This window comes from Methylobacter svalbardensis (assembly GCF_037671525.1).
Taxonomy (GTDB): Bacteria; Pseudomonadota; Gammaproteobacteria; order Methylococcales; family Methylomonadaceae; genus Methylobacter_A; species Methylobacter_A svalbardensis.
In genome coordinates, this window is sequence record NZ_JAWPOH010000011.1 from 35,815 (window position 1) to 50,353 (window position 14,539).

Below are 14,539 nucleotides of genomic sequence, written 5' to 3' on the forward strand. Positions count from 1 at the left end.
GGCGTAGATAAAAAAGGGCGGGTAACTAACCCGCCCTTTTTGGTATGCGGAAACTCTGGAGCGTTTTCGGTTTGTCTGTATCCGTTAACCTTACTTAAGCACTTTCAGTTCCACTCTGCGGTTGTTGGCCCGACCTGCTTCGGTTTCATTGGTGTCGACGGGTTGGGTTAAGCCGTATCCGCGAGCGGTCAATGCGGTGTCTGCATGGACGTATTTGTCGCTTAAATAGTTTTTAACCGCCAGTGCGCGGCGTTCGGATAATGCTTGGTTGTATGCCGCAGTGCCGGTGCTGCTGGTGTGGCCTTGTACTTCAATATTGATGCCGGGATTGTGTTTGATGACGTTAACGGCATTATCGAGTTCAGCATAGTAATAGGGTTTGATGTCGCTCTTATCGTTGTCGAATTTTATATCAACAATCCAGCAGCCGAATGGGTTAACGTGAGCGCCTTTTAAGGTGTCCGGGCATCTGTCATCGCAATTATTAACGCCGTCGGCATCATCATCGAGCATTAAGCAGTCGGCAACCGGTGGTGTGCCGGATTTTAGAAAAACGCTTTGTACAAATTTGGCCATGTCGGCGGTACTGGAAATCCGATCAGCCGTGGTGCTAAATCCGCAGCCGCCCATGTTGGAGAGGTTATTTAATACGATTTGACCTTGATTGTCTTTTTTATTGCCTACCCAGACGGTATAAACGCATAATCTGTCGCCATACTGTTGCTTCAGGGATTGAACTGCGGCATAAGGATTAGCGTCCAGTCCATAGCCATCGCTGAGGATCAAAACGGCGATGTTGCCGGTTGTGTTTGATAAATCGTTGGCTGTTCCCTCAATTCCGTTAATCATCGGTGAGCCGCCGCTTGCGCAGGTCAATGTATCGATACCGCTACCGAATGATGATTTTGAGTAGGGGGTTGGAGCTTGGTTAAGCCGGGTGAATCCCCATTCCAGGCAGGGGCCGAAACCAAAGCTGCGAATGCTTGAAGTCATTTTTAGATCGGGAAGGGTCAGGTTTATTCTGTTCAGGATTTCTTTTTCAACGGAGAGTTTGGTAGGGGAGGACTGGGCCGGATAGCCTAGGCCACGATAAGTTTCGGCCATTGATGATGAGGAATCATTGAGGACAAAGAAATTATCGGTTTTTTGAACATACTGTCCTGAGGCGACCAAACCATTCAGCTCTGCCGGGTGAAATACATTGAAAGTGCTCAGCGGTTGCGAAGCGCAGCCCGATAGAAGTGCGCTGGCAATAGCGGCTGCAATGATAAATGTTTTTTTCATGGAATATCTCCTGGTTACCAAATCGTTTAAGATAACAGGATGTTATCCAGCAGCCATTGGCGTTAAATTGAACAGGTAAGCCTAAAACAATCACTTGGGATGGTTACCGGCTCCAGGATATAGGAAATAGACTACTTATAAAATCGGTGGAAATACTTATTGAAAAAAATGATTGGTTAAATTCGGGTCAATAGCAAGGCGCGATCCACGAAAGTACCAGAAAATCGATGGGATGTTGGTGCGGAAAACTTATATCCCCGGCTTGCATTCATCAATCTCATTGTTGAATGCAAGCGCTTTCATCACTACGTGGGGTGGATAATACGCAGGTAGTTGCTATCTGTAACATCAATTAATATTAGCCTTCAAAGGCAGCTGGTTTTCTGGGGTAATGTATCTTTAGCTCTCGGCGTGAAATAATGCGGGTTTTTCAATTAAAGAAAAAGGGGGTTCCATTGATGTTCAAATTAATCATGTTAGCTTTGTTATTGTTACTTGGCCCGGGTGTGCAGGCGGAACAACAAGCACTGCAGGATGATGTCCGACAAGCCGCAATGCAAGGCAATGCAATGGCTCAAGCTAAATTGGGGGCGATGTATTTATTAGGTCGTAACGGCGTTGAAATAGATGAGCAAAAAGCCGCCGAATGGATGTTAAAATCTGCAAATCAAGGCGTTATTGAGGCTGAAGTGGTTATGGCGGCGCTATACGACCGGGGCATCGGTGTGAAAAACGATGTTAAAATGGCGACAGCGTGGTACCAAAAAGCCGCCGCCCAAGGGCATGGCCCTTCATTGGCTATTTTGGGCAAGAATGCCGCCGCCAAGGGAGCGATTGCTTTTAATTATCAAGTGATGCGCTTGACTGCCTCCAAGCAAATCCCGAAAGAATACGCTAACAGAATTTTACTGACGAAATAATATCAAATGAGTATAAAAACACGTTTTGCCCCGAGTCCAACGGGTTATCTGCATGTAGGCGGTGCCCGCACTGCTTTGTTTTCCTGGCTTTATGCACGCAAGCATGGCGGAAAGTTTATTTTACGGATCGAGGATACCGATCTGGAACGGTCCACGCAGGAATCGGTCGATGCCATTTTGGAAGGCATGACCTGGTTGGGACTGGAATATGATGAAGGGCCGTTTTATCAGACCCATCATTTCGATCGGTATAAGCAGATTATTCAGCAGTTGCTGGATCAGGGCGATGCCTATTACTGCTATTGCAGTAAAGACGAACTGGAGCAGTTGCGTACCGAGCAAATGGCTAATAAGGAAAAGCCGCGCTATAACGGCAAGTGCAGGGATGTTGTCGGGCCTAAGAATGATCGGGAAGCCGTCATCCGTTTTAAAAATCCTGTCGATGGCGTAGTAACCATTCCCGACTTGATTAAAGGTGACATTGTGGTCGGTAATAAGGAATTGGATGATTTGATTATCGCCAGGGGCGATGGCACGCCGACTTATAACTTAACGGTGGTGGTTGACGACATGGATATGCAGGTCACGCATGTGATACGCGGCGACGATCATATCAATAACACGCCCAGGCAGATGAATATTCTTCAAGCCCTGGGTGCTAAACTGCCCAAATACGCGCATCTTCCGATGATTCTCGGTTCTGATGGCGCCAGGTTGTCAAAGCGCCACGGTGCGGTCAGTGTGATGCAGTTTCGTGACGACGGCTATTTGCCCGAAGCCTTGTTGAATTATCTGGTGCGTCTGGGTTGGTCGCATGGCGATCAGGAGATTTTTTCTGTTGATGAAATGATTGAACATTTTGAGTTGGAAAATGTCAATGTGTCGGCATCGACATTCAACACCGAAAAGCTGTTATGGCTGAATCATCATTACATTATGACGGGTGATCCTGCTCATGTGGCGCGTCATTTAAGCTGGCACATGGGCGAACTGGGTATCGACCCTACCGAAGGGCCGAGTCTTGTCGATATGGTCAAGGCGCAACGCGAACGCTGCAAGACCCTGGTTGAAATAGCGGCTGCCAGCGTTTATTTTTACAAGGATTTTGACGCCTATGATGAAAAAGCGGCTAAAAAGAATTTTACCCCAGCCGCGGCAGAGGTTTTGGCGCGGTTGCATGATGACTTTACTGAGGTAACAGAATGGCAGGGTGAGGCGCTGCATCAGATTGTACTAAATCTGGCTGAAACCATGGCGCTGGGTCTGGGTAAGGTTGCTCAGCCGTTACGTGTTGCCGTTTGCGGTTCAGCGGTTTCGCCGGCGATTGATATTACCTTGTCATTGCTGGGCAAAGAAAAGACTTTGGCGAGAATACGGCGAGCCATAAATCATATAAATAATTTAAATTAGTATTGGACAGGATGGATAATTAATGTACAATGCCGGTTCTCAACTTAGGGGCCATAGCTCAATTGGGAGAGCGCAACACTGGCAGTGTTGAGGTCAGCGGTTCGATCCCGCTTGGCTCCACCAATAGTTGATCAGTTCTAGTCCCCATCGTCTAGTGGCCTAGGACACCGCCCTTTCACGGCGGTAACGGGGGTTCGAACCCCCCTGGGGACGCCATTATATTAAGGCCTATAAGCATAGGCCTTTTTTTATAGTTTTGCTTTTTGTGCTGTTCGAAGCATAAATAAGTAAGTTGATGTACAGTTGAGTATAGGCTGACTAAACCAGTTTAGTCCCCATCGTCTAGTGGCCTAGGACACCGCCCTTTCACGGCGGTAACGGGGGTTCGAACCCCCCTGGGGACGCCATTAATAGAAGGGTTATCAGAATGATAACCCTTTTTTTATGCCTGTCAGTTTGATTTTGCGATCAGATCCTGCCAAATAATTCTTATCAAAAGCGATGGTTATTCTATAAAATAGAATTTCCGTCATCATGACGGCCTGACCAGAGAAATAGGCGCAGCACACTATTCTGTTCAGGACTGATTGTTTTAACGAATAGAAAAACAGGGTTTGGAATGCATGCGCACACATTAGATCGTCTGAAACACGAGCACGATTTTTCAGTCATTAATAGGAAAGGGGAGCGGCGAACCAAGCTGGTTCTGATACTCACTTTTTTAACCATGTTGCTGGAAATAGCGGCAGGTATTCTGTTTGGCTCGATGGCGCTGCTGGCCGATGGCTGGCACATGGGCACACATGTTGCCGCGTTCATGATCACCCTGGTTGCTTATCGCTATTCCCGAGTTCACGCGCATGACCAGACCTTTGCGTTTAGCTCTGGAAAAGTGGGCGTTTTAGGGGGATACACCAGTTCTGTTGTCTTGGGCGTTGTGGCTCTGATCATGTTGATCGAATCGGGGCAACGCATCGTTCATCCGCAGCTCATCCATTTTAATGAAGCTATCGCTGTTGCAGGCTTCGGCTTGTTGATTAATTTGATTAGTGCGCTGCTGCTCAAAGATCATCATGGACATGATCATAATGACCACCATGACCACCATGACCATAATCTCAAAGCGGCTTATCTGCATGTGCTTGCCGATGCGTTGACTTCAGTGCTGGCCATTATCGCACTGGTATTGGGTAAATATTATGGCTGGAACTGGCTGGATCCGGTTATGGGTATAGTGGGTGCGCTGATTATCATGCAATGGTCCTATTCTTTGATGAGAGAGACCAGTCCGGTTTTACTGGATGAAAGCATAGCGTTGAAATATAAATTGGCGATAAAGGAAAGAATAGAAAGCGACGCAGACAATCGCATTTCAGACCTGCATATCTGGCGGGTAGGCCCCGGGCACTTTGCGATAATCGTCTCGATAGTGTCGCATGATCCCAAAGCGCCGGAATATTATAAGGAGCTATTAAAAGGGTTCCGTTACGGAGGCATCAGTAAATTGTCGCATATTACCGTTGAGGTAAATCGATGTGCAGGGGATTTTTGTATTAAATGAGGCCGAAAATGTTTTCCTACATTCCTGTAGGAAAAGTAAAGCTGTCAGCTACCGGTTCAATTTGGAAAATTCTGTTAGGCATGCGCGTGTTATAGCTTTTTTCTAAGCCATCCTGATTGCGTTCGCGTAATTTAAAAGCATTACAATCGGCTATCAAATAGGTGCCAAATGGAGTTTCAATCGCATCCTGAACCCATTTAACCGGATAAAACCGGCTCGTGCCGGGAATCTTTTTTTGAAGAGTAAAGTTTTTATCAAACAACAACACTTCACCTTTGCGTGAATTCGATAACATATAGCCAGTGGAATGAGGGCGAATATGGTGTGCGCCATTCAAGTCTCTGATGACAATATCAAGCTTTAACGTCTCTCTGTCGATTCTGGCGACCACTCCTTGATAAAATAAAATAGTCAGGATTTTTGTCGGATCATAAGGGTCGACAATGGCAGAGTTAAGATGGGTTGTTTGTAACCGGCCGGGATAATTCTTAAGTCGATGATCCTGTTGCTTATCAATGACACGCGTGCCGCCGCCATGGGCCTGATCGTAACCCTGTTCAGTAGCCCACCATGACCAGATAAGGTTGCCGTTTAAATCGAACTCCAATAAAGCATCAATGCCGCTGGCAGTCACTAATAAACCCTTTTCGGTCCGGCGCAATGAACGGACTTGGGTGAGTAATGGGCTGCGTATTTCCAGATCGATCTCGCCTTTATCATTGATTCTGGCGATATGCTCATCCCCGGCGACGCCGTCCTTACAGCAGGGTAATCCGGTAATAAAATACAAGCCTTCGCCGGCAACATATTGCATGCCAAAAGGTTTGACCGGATGATAACTCGCCAGTGATTTCATTCCGCCTAGCTTGCCATTGTGTTCAAATAGTTCAATTTTTCCCCCAGGTAAACCGCTAAAGACATCATTAGAGCGGTCGGCGCCTCTGATTATTCTGTTTAGCCTAAATTTTACATAGTCCCAGTTAGTTTGAGGATAAGAAACAACAAACTTCATCGATTTATTCATTAAGTGCTCTTTTGGTTTAAATTTGCGAATTATCTGGCAACGGGGCTTAAAGTGAAATGGAACGGGAAGTAACGCCCGTACTCGCGATATGTCATATTTGCAGGAAACAATGATACTTTATGAAGCTTGAAAAACAAATGCCAAAGCCTGATTTTTTAATTTAAAAGAGATTTTCCAGGGACAATTAAGCTGCTCGGTTGGCTGTGTCATAGAAACTTAATAGAGATGTCATCAAGCTTTCACATGGCTTAATCAGAATAACCCTTTGAATTAATTATCAAGGGTTAATCGTCATGAATAGATTTACACCGAACAATCTCAATATAATGACGACATCATTGGCAGTGCTTGTTTTGGGTTTAATGGTAACTTGGGGCATTGAGCTATTGGTTAAGGAATTGTTTCGCATGGGGTAGGCTGTGCATCGCGCACCATTTACGAATGCCAACGGTTTGGGTAGCGAAAAGGGCGATGCCCAACTGAAGATTTATCAGATCGCGACCTGTGTGGCAACTTGATTTTTACTTTCACGCTTGTTGGCATACATGACTTGGTCGGCATGATGTAGCAATGCTTCCGCGGTGTCGCCGTGTTGTGGATAGGTGGCAATGCCGATGCTGATATCGGTGGTGATGGCGTTGTTTCGGTAGTTGAAACAGCTTGCGACCAATGTTTCCTTGATGCGCTTTGCCACCAGTTCTGCCGTTTCTATGGTGGTGTCCGGCAGTAATACGGTGAATTCGTCGCCCCCGTAGCGGGCTGCGGTGTCGCAGCCTCTTAAGCAGTGACGGAAGTTGTCGGCGATAGTTTGCAACAACAGGTTACCTGCTTCGTGACCGTATTGGTCATTGACGATTTTTAAGTTATCGCAATCTCCCAGTAATAGACTGAAAGTATGTCCACCGCGCCGGGCTTGTTGCAATTGTTTTTCCAATAGTTCCATGAAGGCGCGGCGGTTGTAGAGACTGGTTAATTCATCGGTTTGCGCGGTGGTTTTGATGCGGCTGAAAGCGTGGTAGATGTCGTTAGACAACATGGTGGTGATGTAACCCACCAGTAACATAGGAAATAGCCACATCAACAGGACGCTGCCTTGGCTTAGGGAAAAGAACTCGCCGCCAGGTAGGCCGCTTTTGCCCAAATACAGATAACAACTGCCGATTAATAGCACTTCCAATAATGTCGTTAGCTTGCCTAAAGCCAGGGCGCTGGTGATGATGGGTAGAAAGTACAAGTTAAGCAGCAGGCTGTCTTGGCGTCCGGTGTGCCAAACGAACCAGGTGATCAACAAGATCATGACCCACGTTTCTAAGGCTAGTTTCCAAATGTTGGCTTGGGTAAAAAAGTTGAGGTAATGAAATGCCATAACGAAGCCTGCGAAAGCGCAGAGGCCGCCTAATAAAAAGATTTTAACGCTTTCCTCGGTATGGCCCACCACCAGATAGAACAACATCAAGACCAGCAGTAGCCATTCAATTTCCGCGACGGTACGGGAAAAGCCGCTCAGGGCATCAGGCTCTTGATTGAGACGAAAAAATGGCTCTTTGGTCATGACGGATTTTCTCGGTTAATAGTGTTGAATATAAAGGGAGCCGGCTCAAATTCGCTATTCTAACATAATCATTACGCAGCAGCCGTGTAGGTTGCCGCGGTGGATGAGTAACACCTAACTCACAACCAGCCTTTCCGTTTAAAAAACCAATAAGGTGCAATCCCCGCCAGCAGCATTAAGCCCAGTGCGCCGGGATAACCCAGGCGCAAACTGAGCTCCGGCATAAAGCGAAAATTCATGCCGTAAATGCTGGCTACCAGGGTAGGAGGCAGAAATACCACGGCGGCAATGGAAAAAATTTTAATGATCTTGTTCTGGGCAATGTTGATAAAGCCCTGGGTCGAGTCCATCAAGAAATTGATTTTATCGAACAGGAAAGTGGTATGCGACATTAAGGTGTCTACGTCGCGCATGATTTCCCGCGCCGTTTCCTGCAATTCGGGTTGATTGCGCAAATGCCGTTGCAGAAAGGATATGGAGCGTTGTGTATCCATCAGGCATAGTCGAATTTTACCATTGCTGTCTTCCAATTGAGCCAGCTGATCAATGGCGTTTTCAAGATCGGAATCAATTTCTTCCAGTACCAGATAACTGACATCTTCCAGTTTACGATGAATATCTTCCAGCGCATCGGCGAGATTTTCCACTTTTTGTTCAAACATCAGCACCAGCAATTCCTGTGGTGAATGCGCCTCTACCTGCCCGCGCCGGGCGCGCATCCGTAGCAGGCGGAAATCGGCCAAGGCACCATCGCGCAGGGTAATTAAGCGGTCGTTTTGCAAGATAAAGGCGACGGTCGCTGTGCTGTGCCGACCTTCACTTTGAGCAAGAAACAAAGAGCGTACATGAATGCCGGTGTTGTCGGTAAAGTAACGCGCCGAAGACTCGATTTCTTCCACATCATCCGACTCTGGCAACTCCGTACGCAAAAAGGCTTGTAGTAGCGCCCGCTCACTGTCGCTGGCATCGTGGGCATCTATCCAGGCGGCTTTAGCCACTGCCTGCTTGAGTTGATTGTGATGCGGCGTTTGTTCTTTGAGCCGACCCTTGTCGATATTGAATAGTCGTAACATGAATATATTCTCTTTTTTATTATTCAGGCAGGCTATCCGGACGAATCAGCGTGACTAATGTGGCGGCACCTTCGGACAGTTCTGTCCAAGCGCCTTTGAAAGTGAGTTGGGCTAAAGCGGCGGTAGGCAGATATTTCCCGTTAGCCGATAACGGAGCCGAATGGGAGGTTAATTTTAATAACAAGTCTTCCAAGCCAGGGTTATGGCCGACCAGCAGCACGCGTTGATCTTGGTGGCGGGATTTTAGTACCGCAAGCAAAGTCAGGACGTCTGCTTGATAAATGCGCGAGTCGCAGACAATGGCCGACTCGTCTATGTCCAACTGCCTGCAAACCCGCTGCGCCGTTGTCAGTGCACGCGTAGCCGGAGAGCTGAGTATGGTATCGGGTATCAAGTGCTGCTCATGCAGCCAGCGTCCCACCCGCTTGGCGGCGCGCCGACCGCGTTTATTGAGCGGGCGGGAAAAATCATCCATATCAACCGACCAATCTGATTTGGCATGTCGTAATAATAAAAGTTCGTGAGTCATAAGATTTTTTGTCTATGGAAGGTGATATCAGGGCACTTTCGTGCCCGTAATACTATCGTAATACTATACCAGTTAATGTTTACAGTTTTGTTAAATCAAAAGTAAAAAAATACCTGAAGCGTAGGTAATGTAAGGTGTTTGGTATGACAGTTGTCCGGTCGGACTGGTGGTATTACGTATTGATTGCAGGGATTTGTTTCCCTATACTGCAAATGATTAAGTAATATCAACTGGTTTTTTAAGTTAATCAATGCGCGATAAAAATGAGGTGAGTCATGTCAATAAAAGAAGATTTTGAGAATTTATTAGTTAAGCTGCAAGTAGAACGCGATGAAATCAATTTAAAACTGCATCTGGCTTCTATGGAGGCCAAACAAGAATTTGAAGAAGCCGAAAAACAATGGCGCAGTTTAAAAATCAAAGCCGCTGAAATAGCGGATGATTCGGTGGAAACTTCAGAAGAGTTTATTGCCAAGGCCAAAATAGTCGGTGAAGAACTTAAAGATGCCTACTACCGTATTGGCAAGCGCTTGGCCGATTAAGCTGTATATAGAAAAATTTATAAGTTGAAAACACTCTCTTGCTAAGGGGGTGTTTTTACCGAGACATCAAATTTGTCGCTTATTTACTTCCATTTTCTGCGCGACATTGAGGTTCTGCCGGTTTTTGTTCTCCGATGCGATTAAGTCCGTTTTTTCCAGATGTCTAAATCTTAAACCCTATTCTTTTTTCAGCTAGCCGCGCCGGCACTGTATTCCTTTGCAGTGCATATTCTTATACACAAGTGTCTATGAGACATCTACGCTCGTCATTCTGTCCGTGGTGTGAGGGTTTCACAGACATCCGGCGCTTTTAAGCAACGTACGAGATTCGAAAGTTACCGTTCATGATGCTGAATAGCGACATTCATGCCGGTGCAAATTTGTGTATAAAGCACATGGAAGCGAGAAAATCCGATCCGCAAATCTTAATCGATACCACTTACATTTAACTGTCTGATATTAATCAAGACGACTTTTGTCTATAATCGGGAGAAATTTTAAACCCGCGTGGAGCAACGCAAATAAAACGTTGTTTTTTATCATAAGGGTCAGGTTCCAGTTAACAGGAGTCACAATGTGAACCCACAGAACAAGATTTTATTTGCAGGCGATCCGCATGGGAATTTCAAACCGTTGATAGCGGCAGTGCATGAATACAAACCGGAAGCCGTTGTGTTATTGGGGGATTATGATTTGGATATGCCCTTGGAAGTCTATTTGCAGGAAATTGTCGGCTTAACTCAAATCTGGTGGATTGCAGGGAACCATGATTTTGAAACGCCCAGCAAGCATAAGCATTTGTTTGATTCAGCGTTGGCTGATAACGGTTTGCACTTGAAGGTCACGGAAATAGCAGGATTGAGAATTGCCGGTTTAGGCGGTATTTTTTTGGGCCGGGTCTGGTATCCGCCGCAACAGCCTAAATGGCGAGGCAAGCAGCATTATCTGCATAATCAGCCTGCCAATAGTCGGCATACGGCCATGTCGTTAAAATACAAGGGGGCGATTTGGCATGATGAGTTTGAAGCATTAAAGACGCTGAGAGCGGATATTTTGGTGACCCATGAAGCGCCGGGGTCTCATCGGCACGGCTTTGATGTGATTAGTGAGTTGGCCGCTGCGATGGGAGTAAAAAATATCTTTCATGGTCATTTGCATGAAAATTATGCCGGCATGATTAAGAATAATATCAAGGTAGTCGGTGTGGCAGACAGGGCTGTTGCCGATTTGATGGGGAATACGTTAATGCATGGAAGTTAATCGCTGGGTTTTACGCGATTGCTTCAAACCCAGCTTACCATTTGCCGATCTACGCCTGACGGCTTAAATAATCCTCATAATTACCATTAAAATCAACAATCCCGTTCGGGGTTAATTCGATAATCCGTGTGGCTAGCGATGACACAAACTCCCGGTCATGGCTGACAAATATCAAGGTGCCGGGATAGTTTTCCAGCGCGGTATTCAGCGATTCAATCGATTCCATGTCCAAATGGTTGGTCGGTTCGTCCATTACCATGATGTTGTTCTTTTGCAGGATCAGCTTGCCGAACAACATGCGGCCTTGTTCGCCACCGGAGATGACTTTAACCGATTTGTTGATGTCGTCTGCGCTGAACAATAACCGCCCCAAGATGCCGCGTATGGCCTGGTCGTCGTCCGATTCTTTGCGCCATTGACTCATCCATTCGATAAGAGTGGTATCTTCGGCGAAGTCTTCGGCATGATCCTGAGCAAAATATCCCACTTCCGAGTTTTCCGACCATTTAACCTCGCCGGCATCCGCTGTTAAATCGCCGACCAAGGTGCGCAGCAGGGTTGTTTTACCGATACCGTTAGGGCCAATAACAGCAATGCGTTCACCGACCGGAACCATCAAATTCAAGTTTTTGAACAGGGGTTGGGCGTCGTAACCTTTAGTTAAGTTGTCGACTTCCAGTGCTAAACGGTGCAATTTTTTGGTCTGGTCAAAACGGAGAAACGGATTAACCCGGCTTGAGGGTTTAACTTCATCCAGTTTGATTTTATCCAGTTGTTTGGCGCGCGAAGTGGCTTGTTTGGCCTTGGAAGCATTCGCCGAGAAGCGTCTAACGAAGGTTTGCAGTTCGGCAATCTGGACTTTTTTCTTGGCGTTTCCAGCAAGTAAGCGTTCTCTAACCTCGGTAACGGCTACCATGTAATCGTCATAATTGCCGGGATAAACACGCAACTCGCCATAATCCATATCGGCCACATGGGTGCAGACGCTGTTTAAAAAGTGGCGATCATGCGAGATGATAACCATGGTGCAATCGCGTTGGTTCAGAATGTCTTCAAGCCAACGGATGGTGTTGATGTCCAGGTTGTTGGTCGGCTCATCGAGCAGCATGATGTCGGGATTGGAAAATAAAGCCTGTGCGAGCAAGACTCTCAGTTTCCAGCCCGGCGCTACCGAGCTCATCAGGCCGTTATGCTGTTCCAGCGGAATGTCCAGACCCAGCAATAGTTCGCTGGCTCTGGATTCGGCGGTATAGCCGTTAAATTCGGCGAATACTGATTCCAGCTCGGCGGCGTGCATGTAGTCGTCCTCGGTAGCCTCCATGTTGGCGTAGATCGCGTCGCGCTCGGACATGGCCGCCCACATCTCGGCGTGTCCCATCAGTACCACGTCCAGCACACGGTAGTCTTCATAAGCGAACTGATCCTGGCGCAAGTTACCCAGGCGCTCATTGGGGCTAATGCTGACGTTTCCCGCTGACGGTTCCAAATCACCGCTCAATATTTTCATGAAGGTCGATTTTCCGCAGCCGTTTGCGCCGATCAGGCCGTAACGGTTGCCGTCGCCGAATTTGACCGAGACGTTTTCAAACAGGGGTTTAGCCCCGAACTGCATGGTGATGTTAGCTGTAGAAATCAAGTTTTTGTTCCGAAAATTAAAAGTAAAAAAGGTAAAAGGTGCAAGGCTAAAGGCAAAAGGTTTAAAACGTGCTGTTAGGTTAAACAAGCCATGTTTCAGGCACTATAGTGGCCGTGTTTTGATCGTCGCTGACCCAAATCTGCCCGTCCTGGATGCTGATTTGTAATTGCATGGTGCGCTTTACCATCGGTGCGAGCTGATCGGTAGCTGATTTGGGCAGGTTAATAACCGTCAGGTTTTTAAAGCGTTCCAGCTTGGGTTGAATCTGGTTCCACCAGATAGTATTGCGTCCGCCATAGGTATAAAGGATGACTTTATCGGCACGACTGGAGGCTTTGCGGATGCGTTTTTCATCGGGCATGCCGACATCAATCCACAGTTCAATGTCGTCGGTCAGGCTTTTTTGCCAGAGCTCGGGTTCGTCGTCTGTACTCAGGCCCTTAGTAAATTGCAGGTGTTCATCGGCATTGATCACAAAAGCAAGCAGACGCGCCATCATGCGCTCTTCGGTTTCCGAAGGATGCAGGGCAATGGTCAGGTTATGCGGTTGATAATAGCCTCTGTCCATGTCGGCAATCTGACAGTCGGCTTTATAGATGGTTGACTTAAGCGCCATTGAGCGATTTTTTACGGCTTTGAAAAATAAAGCCGTATTCTAACAGATTTTAGCCTTCGAATGTTCTACAGTAACAGCTTATCGTCTATGGCTATAAAACGGTCGGCCGAATTAATCAGCGAGGGCGCGGTCAGCGCAGGGACTCCGTAGACTTCCGTCGTTACGCCGTAAACGGTTCGGGCCTTGTCCAGTAACAGATCGAAGTCGCCGTCGCCGGATAATAAAACAATCACATCAGCCTTGGCGGCATAGTCGATCGCATCCAGCGTAATGCCGACGTCCCAATCACCTTTTGCGGAACCGTCGCTACGCTGGATGTAAGGCTTTAGCTTGACGTCAAAGCCGATATTCCTGAGTATCTGCTGAAATCCCTGCTGCTTGCTGTCGCCCTTGTCGATCGCATAAGCAAACGCCGCGACCACTTCCCTGCCTGCGGTCGCCTGCGTCCAGAAAGCAGCGTAGTTAAAATGCCGCTGGTAGCTTTGCTTGGTGGTGTAATAGATATTCTGCACATCGACAAAGATGGCGACTTTTTCCATGTCGTTATTTGATGAATGAGCAGCAATAATCGCTAGGGGTTTTAACTTTCATGGTGAATGCCGCATTGACAGGCACATTGAAAGATTCGCCGCCTTTGATGCTTTGCCATTCGGCGCCGGGCAATAAAACGTCCAGATCGCCGTCGATGATTTCCATTAATTCCGGATCGGCGGTGTTGAAAGTGTATTCGCCGGGCAACATGAAGCCCAAGGTTTTTGACGAACCGTCTGCGAACTTGACAGTCCGGCTGCTGACATTGCCACCGAAGTAAACATTGGCTTTTTTGACGATAGTTACGTTATTGAATTCTGACATGGGTTTCCTTGATGGAGAATAGGTAATAAGGCGCGCAATGATACCAGATTGTGTTGATTTAGTCAGATGCCGGCTTTGTAAGGGAACTCGGATGCCAAAAGTAGGCGCCTCTAGGCGATGCTGATTAAGCAGATTTTTCTTTTCTTCTTTTATTGTTCACAGTCTCTGGAGCGTGGGAACGATACAAAGAAAGCACTCGAATGCCTGCTTACGACCAAAACCGTTCTTCCGACTCACAATCAACATTTTCAGTGAACAATACAAAGGATGGTTTATC

General features: G+C 47.0%; 14 protein-coding genes and 3 tRNA genes. 8 read left to right on the forward strand and 9 right to left on the reverse strand.

The features are described 5' to 3' along the window. Positions 1 to 90: 90 nt before the first annotated feature. Positions 91 to 1,284 carry an OmpA family protein gene (locus RW114_RS06505; protein ID WP_340121925.1) on the reverse strand — a complete coding sequence of 398 codons (1,194 nt, stop codon included), beginning with the start codon at positions 1,282 to 1,284 and terminating at the stop codon, positions 91 to 93. A 458-nt stretch (positions 1,285 to 1,742) separates the two neighbouring features. On the opposite strand from RW114_RS06505, the gene RW114_RS06510 reads away from it, so the two are divergent. From RW114_RS06510 to dmeF, 6 genes are all read left to right on the forward strand, one after another. Beyond that, positions 1,743 to 2,204, forward strand: a complete 462-nt coding sequence (locus RW114_RS06510; protein WP_340121926.1) for a tetratricopeptide repeat protein — start codon at positions 1,743 to 1,745, stop codon at positions 2,202 to 2,204. Positions 2,205 to 2,210: 6 nt separating this feature from the next. After that, positions 2,211 to 3,614, forward strand: coding sequence for a glutamate--tRNA ligase (gene gltX, locus RW114_RS06515; protein WP_340121927.1), 1,404 nt, complete (start codon positions 2,211 to 2,213; stop codon positions 3,612 to 3,614). A gap of 47 nt (positions 3,615 to 3,661) precedes the next feature. Continuing rightward, a tRNA-Ala gene (locus RW114_RS06520) sits at positions 3,662 to 3,737 on the forward strand. A 17-nt stretch (positions 3,738 to 3,754) separates the two neighbouring features. Next, positions 3,755 to 3,830: transfer RNA gene (locus RW114_RS06525), tRNA-Glu, on the forward strand. 115 nt (positions 3,831 to 3,945) lie between these two features. After that, positions 3,946 to 4,021: transfer RNA gene (locus tag RW114_RS06530), tRNA-Glu, on the forward strand. 212 nt (positions 4,022 to 4,233) lie between these two features. Then, positions 4,234 to 5,175, forward strand: coding sequence for a CDF family Co(II)/Ni(II) efflux transporter DmeF (dmeF, locus tag RW114_RS06535; RefSeq protein ID WP_340121928.1), 942 nt, complete (start codon positions 4,234 to 4,236; stop codon positions 5,173 to 5,175). Positions 5,176 to 5,191: 16 nt separating this feature from the next. Here dmeF and RW114_RS06540 read toward each other — a convergent pair whose 3' ends face one another. The 4 genes from RW114_RS06540 to RW114_RS06555 form a co-directional block, all read right to left on the reverse strand. Beyond that, positions 5,192 to 6,199: an RHS repeat protein gene (locus RW114_RS06540; RefSeq protein WP_340121929.1), complete on the reverse strand. Its 1,008-nt coding sequence runs from the start codon at positions 6,197 to 6,199 to the stop codon at positions 5,192 to 5,194. Positions 6,200 to 6,689: 490 nt separating this feature from the next. Next, positions 6,690 to 7,751: a GGDEF domain-containing protein gene (locus RW114_RS06545; protein WP_340121930.1), complete on the reverse strand. Its 1,062-nt coding sequence runs from the start codon at positions 7,749 to 7,751 to the stop codon at positions 6,690 to 6,692. Between the two features lie 119 nt (positions 7,752 to 7,870). Further along, a complete protein-coding gene (gene corA / locus RW114_RS06550) occupies positions 7,871 to 8,824 on the reverse strand; it encodes a magnesium/cobalt transporter CorA (protein ID WP_340121931.1) in 954 nt (317 codons plus the stop codon). A 19-nt stretch (positions 8,825 to 8,843) separates the two neighbouring features. After that, positions 8,844 to 9,353: a SixA phosphatase family protein gene (locus RW114_RS06555; protein WP_340121932.1), complete on the reverse strand. Its 510-nt coding sequence runs from the start codon at positions 9,351 to 9,353 to the stop codon at positions 8,844 to 8,846. A 275-nt stretch (positions 9,354 to 9,628) separates the two neighbouring features. Here RW114_RS06555 and RW114_RS06560 point away from each other — a divergent pair, with 275 nt between their 5' ends. Beyond that, complete coding sequence (locus RW114_RS06560) at positions 9,629 to 9,895, forward strand: hypothetical protein (RefSeq protein WP_340121934.1); 267 nt, start codon at positions 9,629 to 9,631, stop codon at positions 9,893 to 9,895. 576 nt (positions 9,896 to 10,471) lie between these two features. Then, positions 10,472 to 11,155: a metallophosphoesterase family protein gene (locus RW114_RS06565; RefSeq protein WP_340121935.1), complete on the forward strand. Its 684-nt coding sequence runs from the start codon at positions 10,472 to 10,474 to the stop codon at positions 11,153 to 11,155. A gap of 49 nt (positions 11,156 to 11,204) precedes the next feature. On the opposite strand, the gene RW114_RS06570 is transcribed toward RW114_RS06565, so the two are convergent. The 4 genes from RW114_RS06570 to ppnP form a co-directional block, all read right to left on the reverse strand. After that, positions 11,205 to 12,791 carry an ABC-F family ATPase gene (locus RW114_RS06570; protein WP_340121937.1) on the reverse strand — a complete coding sequence of 529 codons (1,587 nt, stop codon included), beginning with the start codon at positions 12,789 to 12,791 and terminating at the stop codon, positions 11,205 to 11,207. Positions 12,792 to 12,870: 79 nt separating this feature from the next. Next, a complete protein-coding gene (locus RW114_RS06575) occupies positions 12,871 to 13,407 on the reverse strand; it encodes a YaeQ family protein (RefSeq protein WP_340121938.1) in 537 nt (178 codons plus the stop codon). 65 nt (positions 13,408 to 13,472) lie between these two features. Continuing rightward, complete coding sequence (locus RW114_RS06580; RefSeq protein WP_340121939.1) at positions 13,473 to 13,946, reverse strand: NYN domain-containing protein; 474 nt, start codon at positions 13,944 to 13,946, stop codon at positions 13,473 to 13,475. Between the two features lie 4 nt (positions 13,947 to 13,950). Then, on the reverse strand, positions 13,951 to 14,262 hold the full coding sequence (gene ppnP / locus RW114_RS06585; protein WP_340121940.1) for a pyrimidine/purine nucleoside phosphorylase: 312 nt from the start codon (positions 14,260 to 14,262) through the stop codon (positions 13,951 to 13,953). Positions 14,263 to 14,539 lie beyond the last annotated feature (277 nt).